10 protein-coding genes are annotated in these 15,897 nt (G+C 67.6%); 8 read left to right on the top strand and 2 right to left on the bottom strand.

Features of this window, described 5'->3' with window-relative positions:
• Window positions 1–205 precede the first annotated feature (205 nt).
• A complete protein-coding gene (locus tag ACQKJZ_RS12935) occupies window positions 206–1,387 on the bottom strand; it encodes an acetyl-CoA C-acyltransferase (RefSeq protein ID WP_427731450.1) in 1,182 nt (393 codons plus the stop codon).
• A gap of 90 nt (window positions 1,388–1,477) precedes the next feature.
• On the opposite strand from ACQKJZ_RS12935, the gene ACQKJZ_RS12930 reads away from it, so the two are divergent.
• From ACQKJZ_RS12930 to ACQKJZ_RS12895, 8 genes are all read left to right on the top strand, one after another.
• A complete protein-coding gene (locus ACQKJZ_RS12930) occupies window positions 1,478–2,242 on the top strand; it encodes a prepilin peptidase (RefSeq protein ID WP_427731449.1) in 765 nt (254 codons plus the stop codon).
• The gene (locus tag ACQKJZ_RS12925) at window positions 2,239–2,667 is read left to right on the top strand and encodes a hypothetical protein (RefSeq protein ID WP_312489661.1); all 429 of its coding nucleotides are present in this window, start codon (window positions 2,239–2,241) and stop codon (window positions 2,665–2,667) included. The genes ACQKJZ_RS12930 and ACQKJZ_RS12925 overlap by 4 nt, the downstream gene beginning before the upstream one ends.
• 98 nt (window positions 2,668–2,765) lie before the next feature.
• On the top strand, window positions 2,766–4,991 hold the full coding sequence (locus tag ACQKJZ_RS12920; RefSeq protein ID WP_427731448.1) for a BamA/TamA family outer membrane protein: 2,226 nt from the start codon (window positions 2,766–2,768) through the stop codon (window positions 4,989–4,991).
• Complete coding sequence (locus ACQKJZ_RS12915; protein WP_427731447.1) at window positions 4,991–9,226, top strand: translocation/assembly module TamB domain-containing protein; 4,236 nt, start codon at window positions 4,991–4,993, stop codon at window positions 9,224–9,226. The genes ACQKJZ_RS12920 and ACQKJZ_RS12915 overlap by 1 nt, the downstream gene beginning before the upstream one ends.
• A 94-nt stretch (window positions 9,227–9,320) precedes the next feature.
• Window positions 9,321–10,490, top strand: coding sequence for an acetylornithine deacetylase (argE, locus tag ACQKJZ_RS12910; protein WP_427731446.1), 1,170 nt, complete (start codon window positions 9,321–9,323; stop codon window positions 10,488–10,490).
• A gap of 370 nt (window positions 10,491–10,860) precedes the next feature.
• The gene (locus ACQKJZ_RS12905; RefSeq protein ID WP_427731445.1) at window positions 10,861–12,111 is read left to right on the top strand and encodes an EAL domain-containing protein; all 1,251 of its coding nucleotides are present in this window, start codon (window positions 10,861–10,863) and stop codon (window positions 12,109–12,111) included.
• Window positions 12,098–14,515 carry a tetratricopeptide repeat-containing sensor histidine kinase gene (locus ACQKJZ_RS12900; protein ID WP_427731444.1) on the top strand — a complete coding sequence of 806 codons (2,418 nt, stop codon included), beginning with the start codon at window positions 12,098–12,100 and terminating at the stop codon, window positions 14,513–14,515. Before ACQKJZ_RS12905 ends, ACQKJZ_RS12900 begins: the two co-directional genes overlap by 14 nt.
• A 63-nt stretch (window positions 14,516–14,578) precedes the next feature.
• Entirely contained in the window at window positions 14,579–14,968 is a 390-nt protein-coding gene (locus tag ACQKJZ_RS12895; protein WP_312489666.1) for a response regulator, read from the top strand.
• Here ACQKJZ_RS12895 and ACQKJZ_RS12890 read toward each other — a convergent pair whose 3' ends face one another.
• Window positions 14,969–15,715 carry a class I SAM-dependent methyltransferase gene (locus tag ACQKJZ_RS12890; RefSeq protein WP_427731443.1) on the bottom strand — a complete coding sequence of 249 codons (747 nt, stop codon included), beginning with the start codon at window positions 15,713–15,715 and terminating at the stop codon, window positions 14,969–14,971.
• Window positions 15,716–15,897: the final 182 nt, after the last annotated feature.

Here is a 15,897-nt window from a genome sequence, read left to right as displayed (position 1 = left end):
GGCCACGGGCGCTGGTCTCGGTGAGACTCCTTGCCCTCCCCCGACCCCTCCCGCAAACGGGAAGGGAGAAACAAGGAGGCCCCTCCCGTCTGCGGGAGGCGAGAGGAAGGGGGCGCGCCCCCGCCTGCGGGAGGCGAGAAAGAAGGGGGTAGCCTTCCCTCTGCTGGTTGGGCGGAGAAAATGGCGGGGGCGTAGGACCCGGGGCTTACATCAGCTCCACGGCCATCGCGGTGGCTTCGCCGCCGCCGATGCAGAGCGACGCCACTCCGCGCTTAGCCCCTTGCGTCTCCAGCGCCGACAGCAAGGTCGCCAGCACGCGTGCGCCGCTGGCGCCGATCGGATGGCCCAGCGCGCAGGCGCCGCCATGGATGTTCAGCCGGTCGTGCGACAGGTCCATGTCGCGCATCGCGATCATCGCGACGGCGGCGAAGGCCTCGTTGACCTCGTACAGGTCGGCGTCACCCGTCGACCAGCCGGCGCGCTCCAGCGCCTTGCGCATCGCAAAGACCGGAGCGGTGGTGAAGCGGGCCGGGGCATGGGCATGGCCGGCATGCGCGACGACGCGTGCGATCGGCGTCAGGCCCAGGCGATCGGCGACGCTGGCGCGGGTCATCACCAGCGCCGCCGCGCCGTCCGAGATGGACGAGGCGTTGGCCGCCGTGATCGTGCCATCCTTGGCAAAGGCGGGCTTCAGCGTCGGAATCTTGGCCGGGTCGCCCTTGGCGGGCTGTTCGTCCTGGGCGATCAGGACCTCGCCCTTGCGGGTCTTGACCGTGACCGGCGCGATCTCGCGGTCGAACGCGCCCGAGGCTTGTGCCGCCTTGGCGCGTTCCAGCGAGGCGATGGCGAAATCGTCCTGCGCGCCGCGCGTGAACTGATATTCCTGCGCGGCTTCCTCGGCGAAATGGCCCATCAGCCGGCCGCGCTCATAGGCGTCTTCCAGCCCGTCGAGGAACATGTGATCATATAGCGTGTCGTGGCCGATGCGCGCGCCGCCGCGATGCTTGTGGCTGAGATAGGGCGCGCCGGTCATGCTCTCCATGCCGCCCGCGACGATCATGTCGGCCGATCCGGCGGCCAGCGCCTCGGCGGCCATGATCGCGGCCTGCATGCCCGATCCGCACATCTTGTTGACGGTCGTCGCCTCGACATGCTCGCCAAGGCCGGCGAAGATCGCCGCCTGGCGCGCGGGCGCCTGGCCCAGGCCGGCGGGCAGGACGCAGCCCATATGGATGCGCTCGATGGCGGAGGGCGCGACACCGGCGCGCTCGACGGCGGCCCTGACGGCGGTCGCACCCAGTTGCGGGGCGGTCACATCGGCCAGGCTGCCCTGGAACGATCCCATGGGCGTGCGGGCATAGGACAGGATGACGATAGGGTCCGTCATGACGGCGATCTCTCCGATATTCTGGTCTTTGCGCGCGGCCTTACGACGTTTGGACGTGGCAAGCAAAGGGCCGTGGCGGTAGGAGCGGGCATGGATTTCGGGGCGGCATCACCGATCTGGGCGGCGATTTATGGCGGGGCGGGGGCGATCATCGGGTCGTTCGTCGCGGCGCTGGTGCTGCGCTGGCTGGACGATCGATCGGTGCTGACGGGCCGATCGGCATGCGATGCCTGCGGTGCTCCGTTGCGCGTTTGGGAACTGGTTCCGCTGCTCAGCGCGCTGGCGCTGCGTGGCCGGTGCGCACGGTGCGGCGCGCGTATCGACCCGGCGCATGTCCGTATCGAGGCGCTTGCCATGCTGATCGGCGCCAGTGCCGGCTGGGTGGCCGGGCCCGATGGCTGGACGGGGGCGCTGTTCGGCTGGTCGCTGCTCGCGCTGGGGGCGCTCGACGCGCTGGCGCTATGGCTGCCCAATCGGTTGACGGCATGGCTGGCGGCGACCGGGGTGGCGACGGGCGCGCTCGGCCATGGTCCGCCGCTCGGCGACCGGATCGTCGGCGGGATGATCGGGTTCGGGCTGCTTGTCGGCATCTCGGCGGGCTATCGCCGCTGGCGCGGACGCGACGGCATGGGCGGCGGCGACCCCAAGCTGATGGGGGCGATCGGGCTATGGCTCGGGTGGTGGATGTTGCCGCCGATCCTGCTGACCGCCTGCATCATCGGCTTGGGCTATGCGCTGTTTCGCCATGTGGTCGGGCGGCGGCGTATGGCCGGGAATGACATGGTGCCGCTGGGCCTGCTGCTCGCACTGGCGGCTTATCCGGCATGGCTGTTGATGATAGGGATGGCGGCATGATGCTTTCCACCCTGCTCGCCCTGGCGTTGGCCGGTGGCCAATCGACCACCGCCACGCCGGCCCTCGGCACCCTGCCGCGTCAGCAGCTGCCGACGCGCGGCTGTGCGGCCTATCTGTGGAGCGTGCAGGACCAGCGCTTTATCGCGATGGTCGAGCCCAACCGGCTGCGCATCATGCTGGACGGCAAGCAGGTCGATCTCGCCGCCACCCAGGCGGCGGCGTCGGGTACGCTGGGGCTGGCCAACACCACGCGCTATGGCGGCGCGGGGGTCGAGGCGGCGCTCGACATGACCATCGCCCAGCGCGAGACGCTGAAGGACGGCGCGATCGTCAGCGACGCGACGCTGCGGATCGCGCGGCCTGGCCACGACGAGCTGGTCATGCCGCTGGGGGGCCTGGTCGGGTGCGCGCCGGAGACGCCTTGATCCGCAACGGAACCCTTGAGGACGTTTTGGCGTTTAGGGGGCGTTGGGGGATCGATCCGAAATACGGAAGGGCCCTGTAGAAAGGGGCTTGGAGCGGCGTGACGCGACGGATTGGTAGACATTATTGGCTCGCCGTCGCGCTGGTCGTTCCTTCATCCCTTATCTCCCCCGCCCAGGCGCAATTGAGCCAACCGGGCACCGCGCCGGCACGCGGCCCCGACCTGCCGCGCGAGGTGCGCGAAGGCGCCGATCCACAGGGTAACGCACCGATCGTCCCCGACGCGCAGTTCAACGCCGCGCTGCCGCCCTTGAGCGGCGACATCAATGCGCCGCTGGAACCGATGTCGACCATGCGCGACACGCAACCGGCGGCGACGGCAATCCCCACGCCCCAGACCGCCACGCCCCAAACCGGGACGCCACTTCCCGCATCGGCGACGGCCCAGCCGCTCGCCACCGGCGACACGATCGCGCCGGTCGGGCCCGAGGATCCGCAGCTGGCGCAACCGCTGACCCCGCTCAACAGCTTCGATTCGACCCCGCTTCAGACGGCGGCGGACGTGCAGGGCGACCGTGCGCCCGACATCCGCTATGACATGGAGGTCAAGGGGCTGGCCGAGTTGAAGCTCGACGACGAGTTCCGCTCGCTGTCGGCGCTACGCGAAGGCAAGGGCAAGGCGAGCAACGCGACCCAGGTATCGGCGCGTGCGCGTGAGGACGAGCAGCTGGCTGTCCGCCTCATGAAGTCGCTGGGCTATTACGACGCGACCGCCGTCTCCTCCCTTCAGCGCGAGGACCAGGGCGAGGGGCAGGCGGGGCGCCTGAAGGTCACGCTGACCGCGACGCCGGGGCGGCTCTATCGGCTGTCGTCGGTCACGGTGAACGCGGCGCCGACCACGCCGCCCGACCTGGTCCGCAACAACCTGCCGATCAAGGTCGGCGACCCGATCGAGGCGGCGCGGATCGAGGGGGCGGAGGCCAATGTCAGTCTGGTCCTGCCACAACGCGGCTATCCCTTCGTCAAGGTCGGGGAACGCGACATATTGCTGGAGGATCAGGGGCCCGAGCCGGTCGGCGCCTATACCCTGCCCGTCGATACCGGCCCGCGCTCCGCCTTCGGCCAGCTGACGACGACCGGCGACAAGGTCTTCGACCTCGGCCATCTCAACGTCTTTCCCCGGTTCGAGGAAGGCCAGCTCTATGATTCGCGCCTGACCGACGACCTGCGCAACGCGCTGGTCGCGACCGGCCTGTTCAACGGCGTCGCGGTCGAGCCCAAGCGGACCGGGCGGATGAACCCCGACGGCACCGAGGCGATCGACCTTCAGGTCACCCAGACCAAGGGGCCGGCGCGCACCTTGTCGGGTGAAGGCGGCTATTCCACCGGGCAGGGCGTGCGCTTGCAGGGCAGCTTCACCAATCGCAACGCCTTCAAGCCCGAAGGGGCGATCATCGCCTCGGTCATCGCGGGCACGCAGGAACAGGGTCTCAGCGGGACCTTCCGCCGGTCGAACGCCGGGCGGCGCGATCGCACCTTCCAGGTGATCGCTTCGGCCAGCCACCAGAATTACGATGCGTTCGATGCGTTCATCGGCACCGTCGCCTTCCGTTGGAGCTACGACTCGACGCCGATCTGGCAGAAGAAGTTCACCTATGCCTTTGGCGGCGAACTGACCGGCACCAACGAAAGCGTGTACGACTTCACGCTGGGCGAGCGGCGGCGCGGCACCTATGGCATCGCCGCTATCCCGGCGCAGGCGGTGTTCGACCAGTCCGACGACCTGCTCAATCCGACGCGCGGCTATCGCCTGAAACTGAACCTCAGCCCCGAGACCTCGGTGCGCGGCGCGGTGCGCCCCTATGCGCGCACGATGATCGAGGGGACCTTCTATTACCCCGCAATGACCAGCCTGGTGATCGCCGGCCGCGCGCGGGCGGGCGCGATCTTCGGCATCGAGCGTGACGATCTGGCGCCGTCGCGGCGTTATTATGGCGGTGGCGGCGGATCGGTGCGCGGTTATGGCTTCCAGCGGCTGGGGCCGTTCGACCCGCAGGGCAACCCGGTTGGTGGACGCAGCTTGAACGAATTCTCGCTGGAGGCGCGCTATCGCTTCGGCAATTTCGGCATCGTGCCGTTCGTGGACGCGGGCAACAGCTATACGAGCACCTTGCCTACGGGCAAGGACCTGCGCTTCGGCGCTGGCATCGGCGGGCGCTTCTATACCAATTTCGGGCCGCTGCGCGTCGACGTCGCAACCCCGCTGAACCCGCGTCCGGGTGACGGCAAGGTGGCACTCTATATTTCGATCGGGCAGGCATTCTGATGGCGGACGAACAGGGCATGTCGCCGGAGCCCGTGGCCGCGACCGAGACCGTCGTGGTGCGTCGCCCACTGTGGCAACGCATCCTGAAATGGATCGGCTTCACGATCCTAGGCCTGATCCTGCTGGTCGGGGCGATCCTGCTGGGCATCAATACCGATCCCGGCCGCCGGTTCGTCGCGGACCAGTTGGGCGGTTACACCACCGCCTCGGGCCTGAACATCAAGGTCGGACGGATCGAGGGGTCACTCTATGGCCGGATGAGCCTGGTCGACCTGCGGGTCAGCGATCCCAAGGGCGTGTTCCTGTCCAGTCCTCGGCTGAATGTCGACTGGCGTCCCTTCGCCTATACCAACAATCATATCGATGTCCGCTCGCTGAGCGCCGATCTGGTCACGCTGGCGCGCAAGCCCGAACTCAAGCCGACGCCGAGCGACCCCAACGCGCCGCTGCTCCCCGATCTCGACATCGATGTGAACCGCCTGACGCTGAAGCGCTTCGTGATCGGCGCACCGGTGACTGGGCAGCGCCATGTGCTGGCGATCGACGGCAAGGTGCATATCGCGGACCGCCGCGCGCAGGTGACGGCCAGCGCCGACGCGCTGCGCGCGCCGGGGGTCGCCGGCGGTGATCGTCTTCGCTTCATGCTCGACGCCGTGCCCGATGCCGACCGCATGGCAGTGGACATCAAGCTGACCGCACCGACCGGTGGCGTCGTCGCATCGATGGCCAGTCTGAAGGCGCCGTTGACGCTGGCGGTCGACGGACGCGGCGGTTGGAAGGCGTGGCAGGGGCGCGCGGTCGCGACGCTTGGCGGCGGTGAACTCGCCAATCTGAACGCCACCGCGCGCGACGGACATATCGAGGTGCGCGGCGTGACCCGGCCCGGCCTGTATCTGGAAGGGCCGGTCGAGCGGTTGACCGCACCCGCGCTACAGGTTGCGATCGACACCACGCTCAACGAACGGCGTGCCGATACGCGGATGAAGCTGCGCTCCTCGGCGTTGATGGTCGATGCTGGCGGCCTGCTCGACCTGGCGAACAGCCGGTTCGGCAATTTCGCGGTCGATGCCAGGCTGCTGACGCCCGGCGCCATCGCGCCCAGCCTGCGTGGCCGCGACGTACTGGCGCGCGTGGTGCTGGATGGTGCGTTCGCGACGCCGACGGTGGACTACAAGATCCGCGCCGGCGCGCTGGGCTTTGGCGAGACCTCGGTCGAAAATCTCTATGCCGAGGGTCTGGCGAAGGTGAACGCCGACCGCATCCTGGTGCCGGTCAAGGCGCGGGCGAAGCGGATCGCGGGGCTCAACGCGGCGGTGGGTGGCCTGACCAACAATGTCGCGATCCAGGGCGATTTCGCGATCGCCATGCCCAATATCCTGTCGGACAATCTGCGCATCCGTTCGGACAATATCGATGCCACGGCGGTGGTCGTCGCGAACCTGAACACCGGTCGCTATACCGGGGCGCTGAAGGGCCGGGTGAACAATTACCGGGTCGAGAGCATCGGCATCGTCAACCTGACCACCGATGCCGATCTGGTGGCGACACCGGGCGGGTTCGGGATGCAGGGGCGCGTGGTCGCCCGTACCTCGCAGATCTTCAACGAGGGCGCACGCAACTTCCTGGGCGGCAACGCCATCGTTCGTGCCGATGTCGAATACAGCCCGCAGGGCATCGTGACCTTCAGCGGACTTCGCCTCACCGCACCCCAGTTCCGCGTGACGCGGGGGCAGGGGCGTTATGATCCGGCCACCGGCGCGGTGGCGGTGTCGGCCGATGCCTATTCCACCCAATATGGCCCGCTGAGTGCACGGGTGACGGGGTCGCAGACCAATCCGGTGGTGGTGCTGACCGCGCCGCGGCCTGGCGTCGGGGTGGGGCTGGCCAATCTCCAGGCGCGGGTCGTGGGCCGCAACGGCGCCTATGCGGTGAACGCCAAGGGCGACACCAACTATGGGCCCTTCACCGCCGATGTGCTGGTCAGCACGGGGCGCCAGCTGGCGATCGATATCCGCAGCCTGGTCTTCGCCGGGATCAACGCGACGGGACGCGTCGTGCAGACCGCCGCCGGGCCGTTCGCGGGCGCGCTGCAATTCGCCGGGCAGGGGATCAACGGCCGCGTCCAGCTGGCCGATCAGGGCGGCAATCAGCGCGCCGATATTGCCGCGCGCGCGTATAATGCACGCGTCCCCGGGGCGGTCGACTTCACCATCGGTCGCGCCATCGTCAACGCCAGCGTGGTGATGCTGCCCAAGGCACCGCAGATCGTCGCCGACGCACAGCTGGCCGATACGCGCTATGGCGAGGTCGTGATCCAGTCGGCGCGCGCCAAGGTGAACTATACCGGCGGGCGCGGCACCGCGCAGGCCGTGCTGACCGGATCGTCGAGCATCCCCTTCAACGTGGCGCTGAACGCCCGCCTGTCGCCCAGCGAATATTTGGTCGCGGCGCAGGGCCAGGCCAACGGCATCCGCTTCCGCACCGCCAATCCGGCGCGGGTCCGCCAGGATCAGGGTGCATGGCGACTGTCGCCGACCCGGATCGATTTCGGGCGGGGTTCGGTGCTGATGGGCGGCTCCTATGGCAAGGGCTTGAACGTCCAGGCACGGCTTGACCAGCTCCAGATGTCGATCCTCGACGCCTTCGTCCCCAATCTCGGCATTTCGGGACAGGCGACGGGTTCGTTGGACTTCACACAGGCGCAGGGGGCCAGCTTCCCGACGGCCGAGGCGCGACTGACCATTGCCAATTTCCGTCGCACCGGCCTGGCGGCGGTGTCGGAGGCGGTCGATGTCGTCTTCGCGGGCCGGCTGGTCGCCGATGGCGGCGAGGCGCGTGCGCTGATCCGGCGTGGGCAGACGGTGGTCGGTCGCATGGTCGCCAACCTGCGGCCGCTGCCTCCGGGCAATGGCGGCTGGGTCAACCGGCTGATGCAGGCGCCGCTGTCGGGTGGCATCCGTTATAACGGCCCGTCCTCGGTGCTGTTCTCCTTCGCCGCGCTGCCCAATCAGCAGCTGACCGGTCCGATCGCGGTGGCCGCCGACTTCGGCGGACGCGTGTCCGCGCCGCAGCTGAACGGCCTGATCCGCGCCGACAATCTGACCTATGACAATGAAAGCTACGGCACGCGCCTGACCAACATGCAGCTGGCCGGCCGCTTCACCAACGACCGGCTGGAGATCACACGGCTCCAGGCCAAGGCGGGTGAGGGCAGCATCCAGGCGCAGGGCTCGATCGGGCTGGCGGCCGACAGCGGCTATCCCATGGATATTCGCGCGCAGCTCAACAATGCGCGCCTGGCCGACAGCGATGCGCTGGCCGCGACCACCAGCGGCACGATCCGCATCACCAATGGTCGTGACGGCGGGCTGATCCAGGGCGACCTGACCGTGCCCAACGCGCGCTATCAGATCATCCGTCAGGGCCAGGCCGAGGTGCCCGAGCTGACCGGCGTGCGTCGCCGCAGCGAGATCCGTACCCCTCGGCCGACCGATCGCCCGGCGCCGCCCAAGCCGGCGGGGCTGTTCCGCCTCGACCTGCGGGTGCGTGCGGACAACCAGCTGTTCGTCTCCGGCATGGGGCTGGAGTCGGAGTGGGAGATGGACCTGCGCATCGGTGGAACCAGTGCGGCGCCGACGATCAATGGCGGGCTCGATCTGGTGCGCGGTACCTATAGCTTCGCCGGCAAGCGGTTCGATGTGAACCGGGGCACGGTGCGCTTCCGGGGCGGCGCGCTGACCGACCCGGACATCAACATCCAGGCGACGACGACCACCGATGGCATCACCGCCGTGATCAACGTCACCGGCACAGGCCAGCGTCCGCAGATCAGCTTCACCTCGACCCCGACGCTGCCGCAGGACGAGGTGCTCAGCCGCCTGCTGTTCGGCACCAACCCGGAGAATCTCTCGGCGACCGAGGCGATCCAGCTGGCCGCCGCGCTCAACTCGCTGCGCGGGTCGGGCGGTGGGCTCAATCCGCTGGGCAAGCTGCGCTCCGCGACCGGGTTCGACCGTCTGCGCGTCCTGGGGGCCGACGAGGCGACCGGGCGTGGCACCAGCTTGGCGGCGGGCAAGTATCTGACCGACGACATCTATGTCGAGATCGTGACCGACGCGCGCGGCTTCACCGCCACGCAGTTGCAGATCGCGCTGACCCGGACACTTAGCCTGCTGACGCAAACGGGATCGTTCGGCGGATCGGCGGCGAGCTTGCGCTACTCGCGCGATTTCTGACGCTGGCTGACGGGGCGGCGGCTGGGAAGGTATTCCTGGCCGCCGCTCCGTCAGCGGGGTTTCGCCATGGGGTGACATGGGGCAGGATGCCGCCATGACCCCCGACCGCCTCACCGCCGATGCCACCGCGATCCTCGCCGATCTGATCGCGATCGATACCACGTCACGCGAATCCAACCTTGAACTGATCGCCTATGTCGAGCGGCATCTGACCGGCATCGGCGTCACCGGCCGGCGTGTCGCCAATGCCGAGGGGACCAAGGCAAATCTCTACGCGACCATCGGCCCCATGGAGCGCGGTGGCGTCGTGCTGTCGGGGCATAGCGATGTGGTGCCCGTCGATGGACAGCCATGGGCCAGCGATCCGTGGCGGCTGACCCGGCGCGGCGACCGGCTGTTCGGGCGTGGCACCTGCGACATGAAGGGGTTCCTGGCGCTATCGCTGGCGGTTGCGCCGATCGTCGCGCGGCAGGGGGTGGCACGGCCGCTCCATCTGGCCTTTTCCTATGACGAGGAAGTCGGCTGTCTGGGCGCCCCGTCGATGATCGCCGAGATCGCGCAGCACGTTCCGCCGCCCGTCGCCGTCGTGGTGGGCGAGCCGACCGAGATGGTGGTGGTCAGCGGCCACAAGGGGATCGCGACGTGGATCGTGACGGTGACGGGGCATGAGGCCCATTCGAGCCTCACCCATTTGGGTGCCTCGGCCAATATGGTCGCCGTGCGGCTGATGCAGCGGCTCGCCGATCTGGCCGATCGCCTGGCGGGGGAGGGCGATCCGCACAGTCCCTTCTGCCCGCATCACGCGACGCTGACCATCGGGCAGGTGCAGGGCGGCACGGCGGTCAATATCCTGGCGCGGGAATGTCGCTTCGCCTTCGACCTGCGGACCTTGCCGGGCCAGGATCCCGAAGAACTGCTCGGGCCCTTCTTCGCGGCCTGTGCCGAGGCGGACGCCATGCTGTCGGCGCGATTCGCCGGGGCGGGGGTTCAGGTGGAACGCCGCTCGCGCACGCCGTCCTTCGCCCCCGAACCCGATGGGATGGCGGAGCGGCTGGCACGAGGATGGGCGGGCGATAACGGCCCCGCGCGCGCCGTGCCCTATGCCGCCGAGGCGGGACAGTTCCAGGGGGCGGGATTCTCGACGATCATCTGCGGCCCCGGATCGATCGCGCAGGCGCACCAGCCGGACGAGTATATCGACATCGCACAGCTGGAACGCGGCGCCGCCTTCATGCTGAGGCTGGCGGAAGATCTGGTCCGATAGCGGATGTAAAAGATGTCGATGTGACACCCGAAGAGACATGAAGCGACCCGGTCAATATCATCCCGGATCGCTTCACATCATAACCTATATTTACCAGGGGCGAATGGACTCACCCCAGATCATCGCGAGAATGAACTTCAGCATGGGTTTTTCTCCCTATTGACGCCCGCCTGGGCGCAAGATGATGGTTAACGCCAAGTTAACCATATCGCAATGGGATCTGTGCGCTGAAGGACGACAGTTCGTCGCAACGGCGCAAATGGGGTTAACACCTTCTTTAAGGATGGCGCTTAGGCTGGGTCGCGTGAACGACGATCTCACTCGATTTGCGCCTGGCGACCCTGCCCCTGTCGGCCACGAACGACAGGTGATGGGGGACGATTCGTCCTGGCAGTTCCTGATCCTGATCGCGATCGGCAATTTCGCGACGCTGCGCCGGCATATCGGTCGCGAACAGAGCGGCTTGCTGGCCGAGGCGGTAGCGGCGCGGGTGACCGGGTTGTTTCCCGACGCGGTGGTGCGATCGACGAGTTCGACGCAGGTCGAGATCATGCTGCTGGGGGCGGACCGTGCGGCGGTCGACGTGCATCTGGCGGTGCTTGCGACCGCGTTGGCGCGCCCCTTCACCGTGGCCGGGCAGCCATGCCGGATCGAGCCGGTACTCGCCGCCGCGACCGCGATGAAGCCGCACGAAGACGATATTCGTCTGCTGGAAGAAGCCGAGCAGGCCTTGGCCGATGCGCATATCGAATGTCGGTCTGTCGTCCGCGACCTGGCCGTCCGCGTCGACCGGCTGGATCGCATCACGCTGGCCCGCGACCTGACCCACGCGATCGAACATGATGCGCTGTTCGTCGAATATCAGCCCAAGGTGCATGTCCGTCAGCAACGGGTATGCAGCATCGAGGCGCTGCTTCGCTGGCGGCATCCGGTGCATGGCATGATCTCGCCGGTCGAGTTCATCCCGGTCGCCGAGGAATCGCGGATCATCGCGCCCCTTACCCTCTGGACGATGCGGCGAGTGATCGCCGACCAGCGCCGCCTGGACCAGGCCGGCCACCCGCAACGCATCTTCATCAACATCTCCGGCATCCTGCTCGGCGACCCGGATTTCGTCCGGCGGGCCTGTGCACTGGTGAGGGACGGCGGCGCGTGCATCGGGTTCGAGATCACGGAGACATCGGTCATTCGCGATCCCGAAAGCGCTATCGCCAACCTCCAGACCTTCGTCGATATGGGCATCGCGCTGGCGATCGACGATTACGGGGCCGGCCTCTCCTCGCTGTCCTACCTCAAGCAGTTGCCCGCCTGCGAACTGAAGATCGACAAGCTGTTCATCACGCAGTTGACCAGTTCCAATCGCGATCCCCTGATCGTCCGTTCCACGATCGACCTCGCCCATGCGCTGGAAATGGAGGTCGTCGCCGAGGGGGTCGAGACGCCGGCGGCGCTGGCGCTGCTGACCGTGATGGGGTGCGACATGGTGCAGGGCTATCTAATCAGCCGTCCGATCGGCTTCGACGCGCTTTGCCAATTCCTCGACGAACAGGCGCATCAGGCGGTGATCGAGCGGGCGACTCCGCTGTCGCTGGGGCGCTTCGTCGCGCATGCGCGCGCTTAGGGTCGGCATCGTCGCCCTGGCCCTGCTGATCGCGGGCGCCGAGGCGAGAGCATCGATACCGCCGTCCTTCGATCGCGCCGTTGAGGCCGCGAAGGCAGCCATGCTGCGCGATCCCGGTCTCGTCATCGAGCATGCCGAGCAAGCAAAGCGCGTGGCGGCGGCGATGCAGCCGGGCGACGAACGTTCGCTGGCATTCGCCACGACCGACTGGTTGAAGGGCGAATCGCAGATTCGTCTCAACCACCATGCTCAGGCAGCGACGCTCATCAACCGGGCGGTGACCACCGTCCGGCGGCTGGCGCCCCGATCCGAACTCTACGGAAACCTTTTGCTGTCACGCGGCGCGATCGAAAGGGAACGAAGCAATATCGCCGGTGCCTTGAGTGCGTATCAGTCGGCACACCGCGTCTTCCAGCAGCTGAACAATGCGCGGGGGCAGGCGCGCGCCCTGGTCCAGATCGCCGACCTTTATAATGATGCGCAGGATTTCACATCCGCGCTTCATTATCTTGAGCTGGCCAGCACGACCTATCAGGGCGACGACGTCTTCCGCTTGGCGATTTTGAACAACCGGGCACAGACGCTGGGCGGTTTGTCCCGCGTACAGGATGCCTTATTGCAATTCCAAAATGCGCTGCGTCTCGCTCAGAAGGTCGATAGCAAACCGCTTCAGGGTCTGATCTGGCGCAACATCGCGCGCGGGGAGTTGCGTCTCGGGCGGATCGATGCCGCCGAGCTGGCCCTCGACAAGGCGCGGCGGGTCGATCCCGACGCCGGCCCGGCCGACCAGCGGGCGCTGTCGAGCATCGCGGCGCAGGCGGCGTTCCAGCGTGGCCGTTATCCGGCCGCCGCCGCGGCGATCGACCGGAGTTTTGCGGGCACCGACCTGTCGACCACGCCGGTATCGCTGCGCGATGCGCACAAGACCGCCTATGACATCTACAGCGCCACCGGGCGGACGGAGGACGCGCTTCGGCATCTTCAGGCACTGAAACGGATCGATGACGAATCGACCCGTCTGGCGACCTCCACCAATCTGGCGCTGATGAGCGCGCGGTTCGATTTCGCCAATCAGGAACTGCGCATCGCGCGGATGAAGGCCGCCGACCTGCAACGCAATATCGCCTTCGAGCGCGAACAGTTGCGTACCGAGCGGCTGATCATGTTCGGCTCGGTCGGCGCGGTCATCGTCGTGCTGGCCCTGCTCGGCATCTGGCTGTTCACGTTGGGACGCAGCCGCGACCGCATCCGCGCGGCGCATGGCGATCTGGCGATTACCAACGACCGGCTGGAAAAGGCGCTGGCGGTCAAGACAGAGTTCCTCGCCACCACCAGCCATGAGATTCGCACCCCCCTGAACGGCATCCTAGGCATGACCCAGGTGATGCTGGCGGACGGACACCTCCCCCCCGACACGCGCGAGCGGGTCGAGGTGATGCACGGTGCGGGCCTGACGATGCGCGCGCTGGTCGACGACCTTCTGGACGTCGCCAAGATCGAGCATGGCCGGCTGACGCTCGAAAGCACGCCGTTCGATCTGGCGGCCACGATCCGCGAGGCGTCGCGCCTATGGGAGGATCAGGCGGCGGCCAAGGGTGTCGCTTTCGTCATCGACCTCCGCGACTGCCCGGCAATCGTGACGGGCGACCCGGCCCGTATCCGCCAGATCGTCTTCAACCTGTTGTCCAACGCCTTGAAATTCACGGCACAAGGCCGGGTCGACCTGTCGGTCCATCGCGAACAGGGCGGCGTGGCGATCCGCGTCAGCGACACCGGCATCGGCATTCCCCCGGACAAGCTGGACGACATATTCGAGGCGTTTCGACAAGCCGACGCCAGCACGACGCGTCAGTTTGGGGGCACGGGCCTCGGCCTCGCCATCTGCCGGCGTCTGGCACAGGCGATGGGCGGCGACGTGACGGTGGTCAGCGAGGCGGGGCGGGGCGCGCGCTTCACCTTGTCCCTGCCGCTGATCGAACAGGCGGCCCCCGCGCCGGATGAACCCGACCTCCCCTATTTGCTGATCGTCGATCGCAATCCGATCCGGCGCGCGATGTGGACCAAGCTCGCCCACCCCTATGCCCGGCCCGTCTTCGCCAGATCGCCGGCGGAAGCGGTGGCCTGTCTGCGCGATGGCGACGTGGCGCAGGTCCTGGTCGACGACAGCGCAGTCCGCGACGACGGGCCCGAAGCGGCGCTTCGCACGATTCGCGCCGCGACGCCCCCGGACCGTCCGATCACGCTTTTGTGGCCCGACACCGAACCGCTCGAACGGAACGAATCTCCCCCGGCCGAATTGATCAAGGTTATCGCGAAGCCCATCGCGGGAGCGGAGGTGATGCGAATGTTATTTGATGCCTCGTCGCAAACACAACATAGCGCACTTGTAACGCAAGCGGCATGACCGGTAGGGCGGACTCATGATTGCGCTTCATAGTCCACGCGTCGACGCGATGAGGGGAGGACGATGAACGTCCTCTTCATCGAGGATGATCGCATGAACCGGCGGGTCGTGCGCGACATGCTCGATGTCGCGGGCGCGACCATGGCGGAGGCGGAAAGCGCCGAGATCGGTCTGGAGATGATCGACCGCGACACCTATCACATGGTCCTGATCGACCTTCGCATGCCGGGCATGGATGGCATCACCGCGATCCGCCATATCCGGGCGCGCGAAGACGCCAAAGCGGAACTGCCGATCATCGTCGTCACTGCCGATAGCGGAATCGACCTGCGCGAACGCTGCCTGGGGGCGGGCGCCGATGACGTCATCGTCAAGCCGGTCGCGATGGACCAGCTGTTCGAGGCGATGGGCCGGATCCTGGCGGGCGACCGCGGCGGATCGATGATCGCCTGATCATTCGTCCTTGGCGACGCGCAGGGCATCGGCCAGCGAGGCCGTCGCGCTGCCGCGTTTGGCGGGCAAGGGCTGTGACGGGTCGGGGCCCCAACCGGTCAGGAAGACCAGGCTGAACTGCTCCGCCGTCCGGCCATCGGGGTCCGCCATCGCCGCAAAGCCATTCGCCGCCGAGGCGAGCGCGGTGCGCCCGATCGGTCGCCGCTCGGCCAGGAGATTGCTTGCCGCCATGCCGCGCAGATCGCCCAGCAACCGCCCGAAGTCGCGATAACGGACATCCAGCGTCTCCACATCCGCGACCGGCAGGGTGAAGCCCGCGCGCATCAGCAGGTCGCCCGCCGAACGCACATCCACCTGCGGGTGCAGCCGGGCGACCGGCCGCTCGGCCTCGGCCTGGCGCAGGGCGGCGCGCAGCCGGGGCAGCGAGCCGCCACCGACGAAAGCCCCCAGGAACAGCCCGTCGGGACGCAGGACACGGCGGATCAGGGTCAATGCGCCGGGCAGATCGTCGATCTGGTCGAGCACGCCCGCGCTGACCACCAGGTCGAAGCTGCGATCGGCGAAGGGCAGACGATCCTCGTCCGCCTGCACGCCCTTTACGGCCCGTGCGAAGGCGAAGCCGGCATCGGCCCGCGCGACTCGCGCGCCCGGCGGGGGCGAAAAGGCACCGTCGAAACAGCCCAGGTCCAGCACGTCGCGGAACGGCCGGGTAACGGCGTCCAGCCGTTCGGCGATGCCATCGAGCATCGCGGCGCGCAGGAAGTCGTGCTCGACGTAGTCGGGCTGGGCACGGTCGCGGCGCCGGGGGCGCGCAAAGCGATCAAAAAGTGAGGGGGCGGGCCCACCGTTCCTTCTACACGCTTGCGCGATCGAGAAAAGCGGAAAAGAATCGTGTAGGTAAAAAGCGTTTTCCCGCCTTTTTCGACCTC

Origin of the sequence: Sphingomonas sp. NPDC019816 (genome assembly GCF_050274375.1) — a bacterium.
GTDB lineage: Bacteria > Pseudomonadota > Alphaproteobacteria > Sphingomonadales > Sphingomonadaceae > Sphingomonas.
The sequence above is the reverse complement of the archived record's forward strand: the minus strand, read 5'-3'. Positions and strand labels throughout refer to the sequence as shown.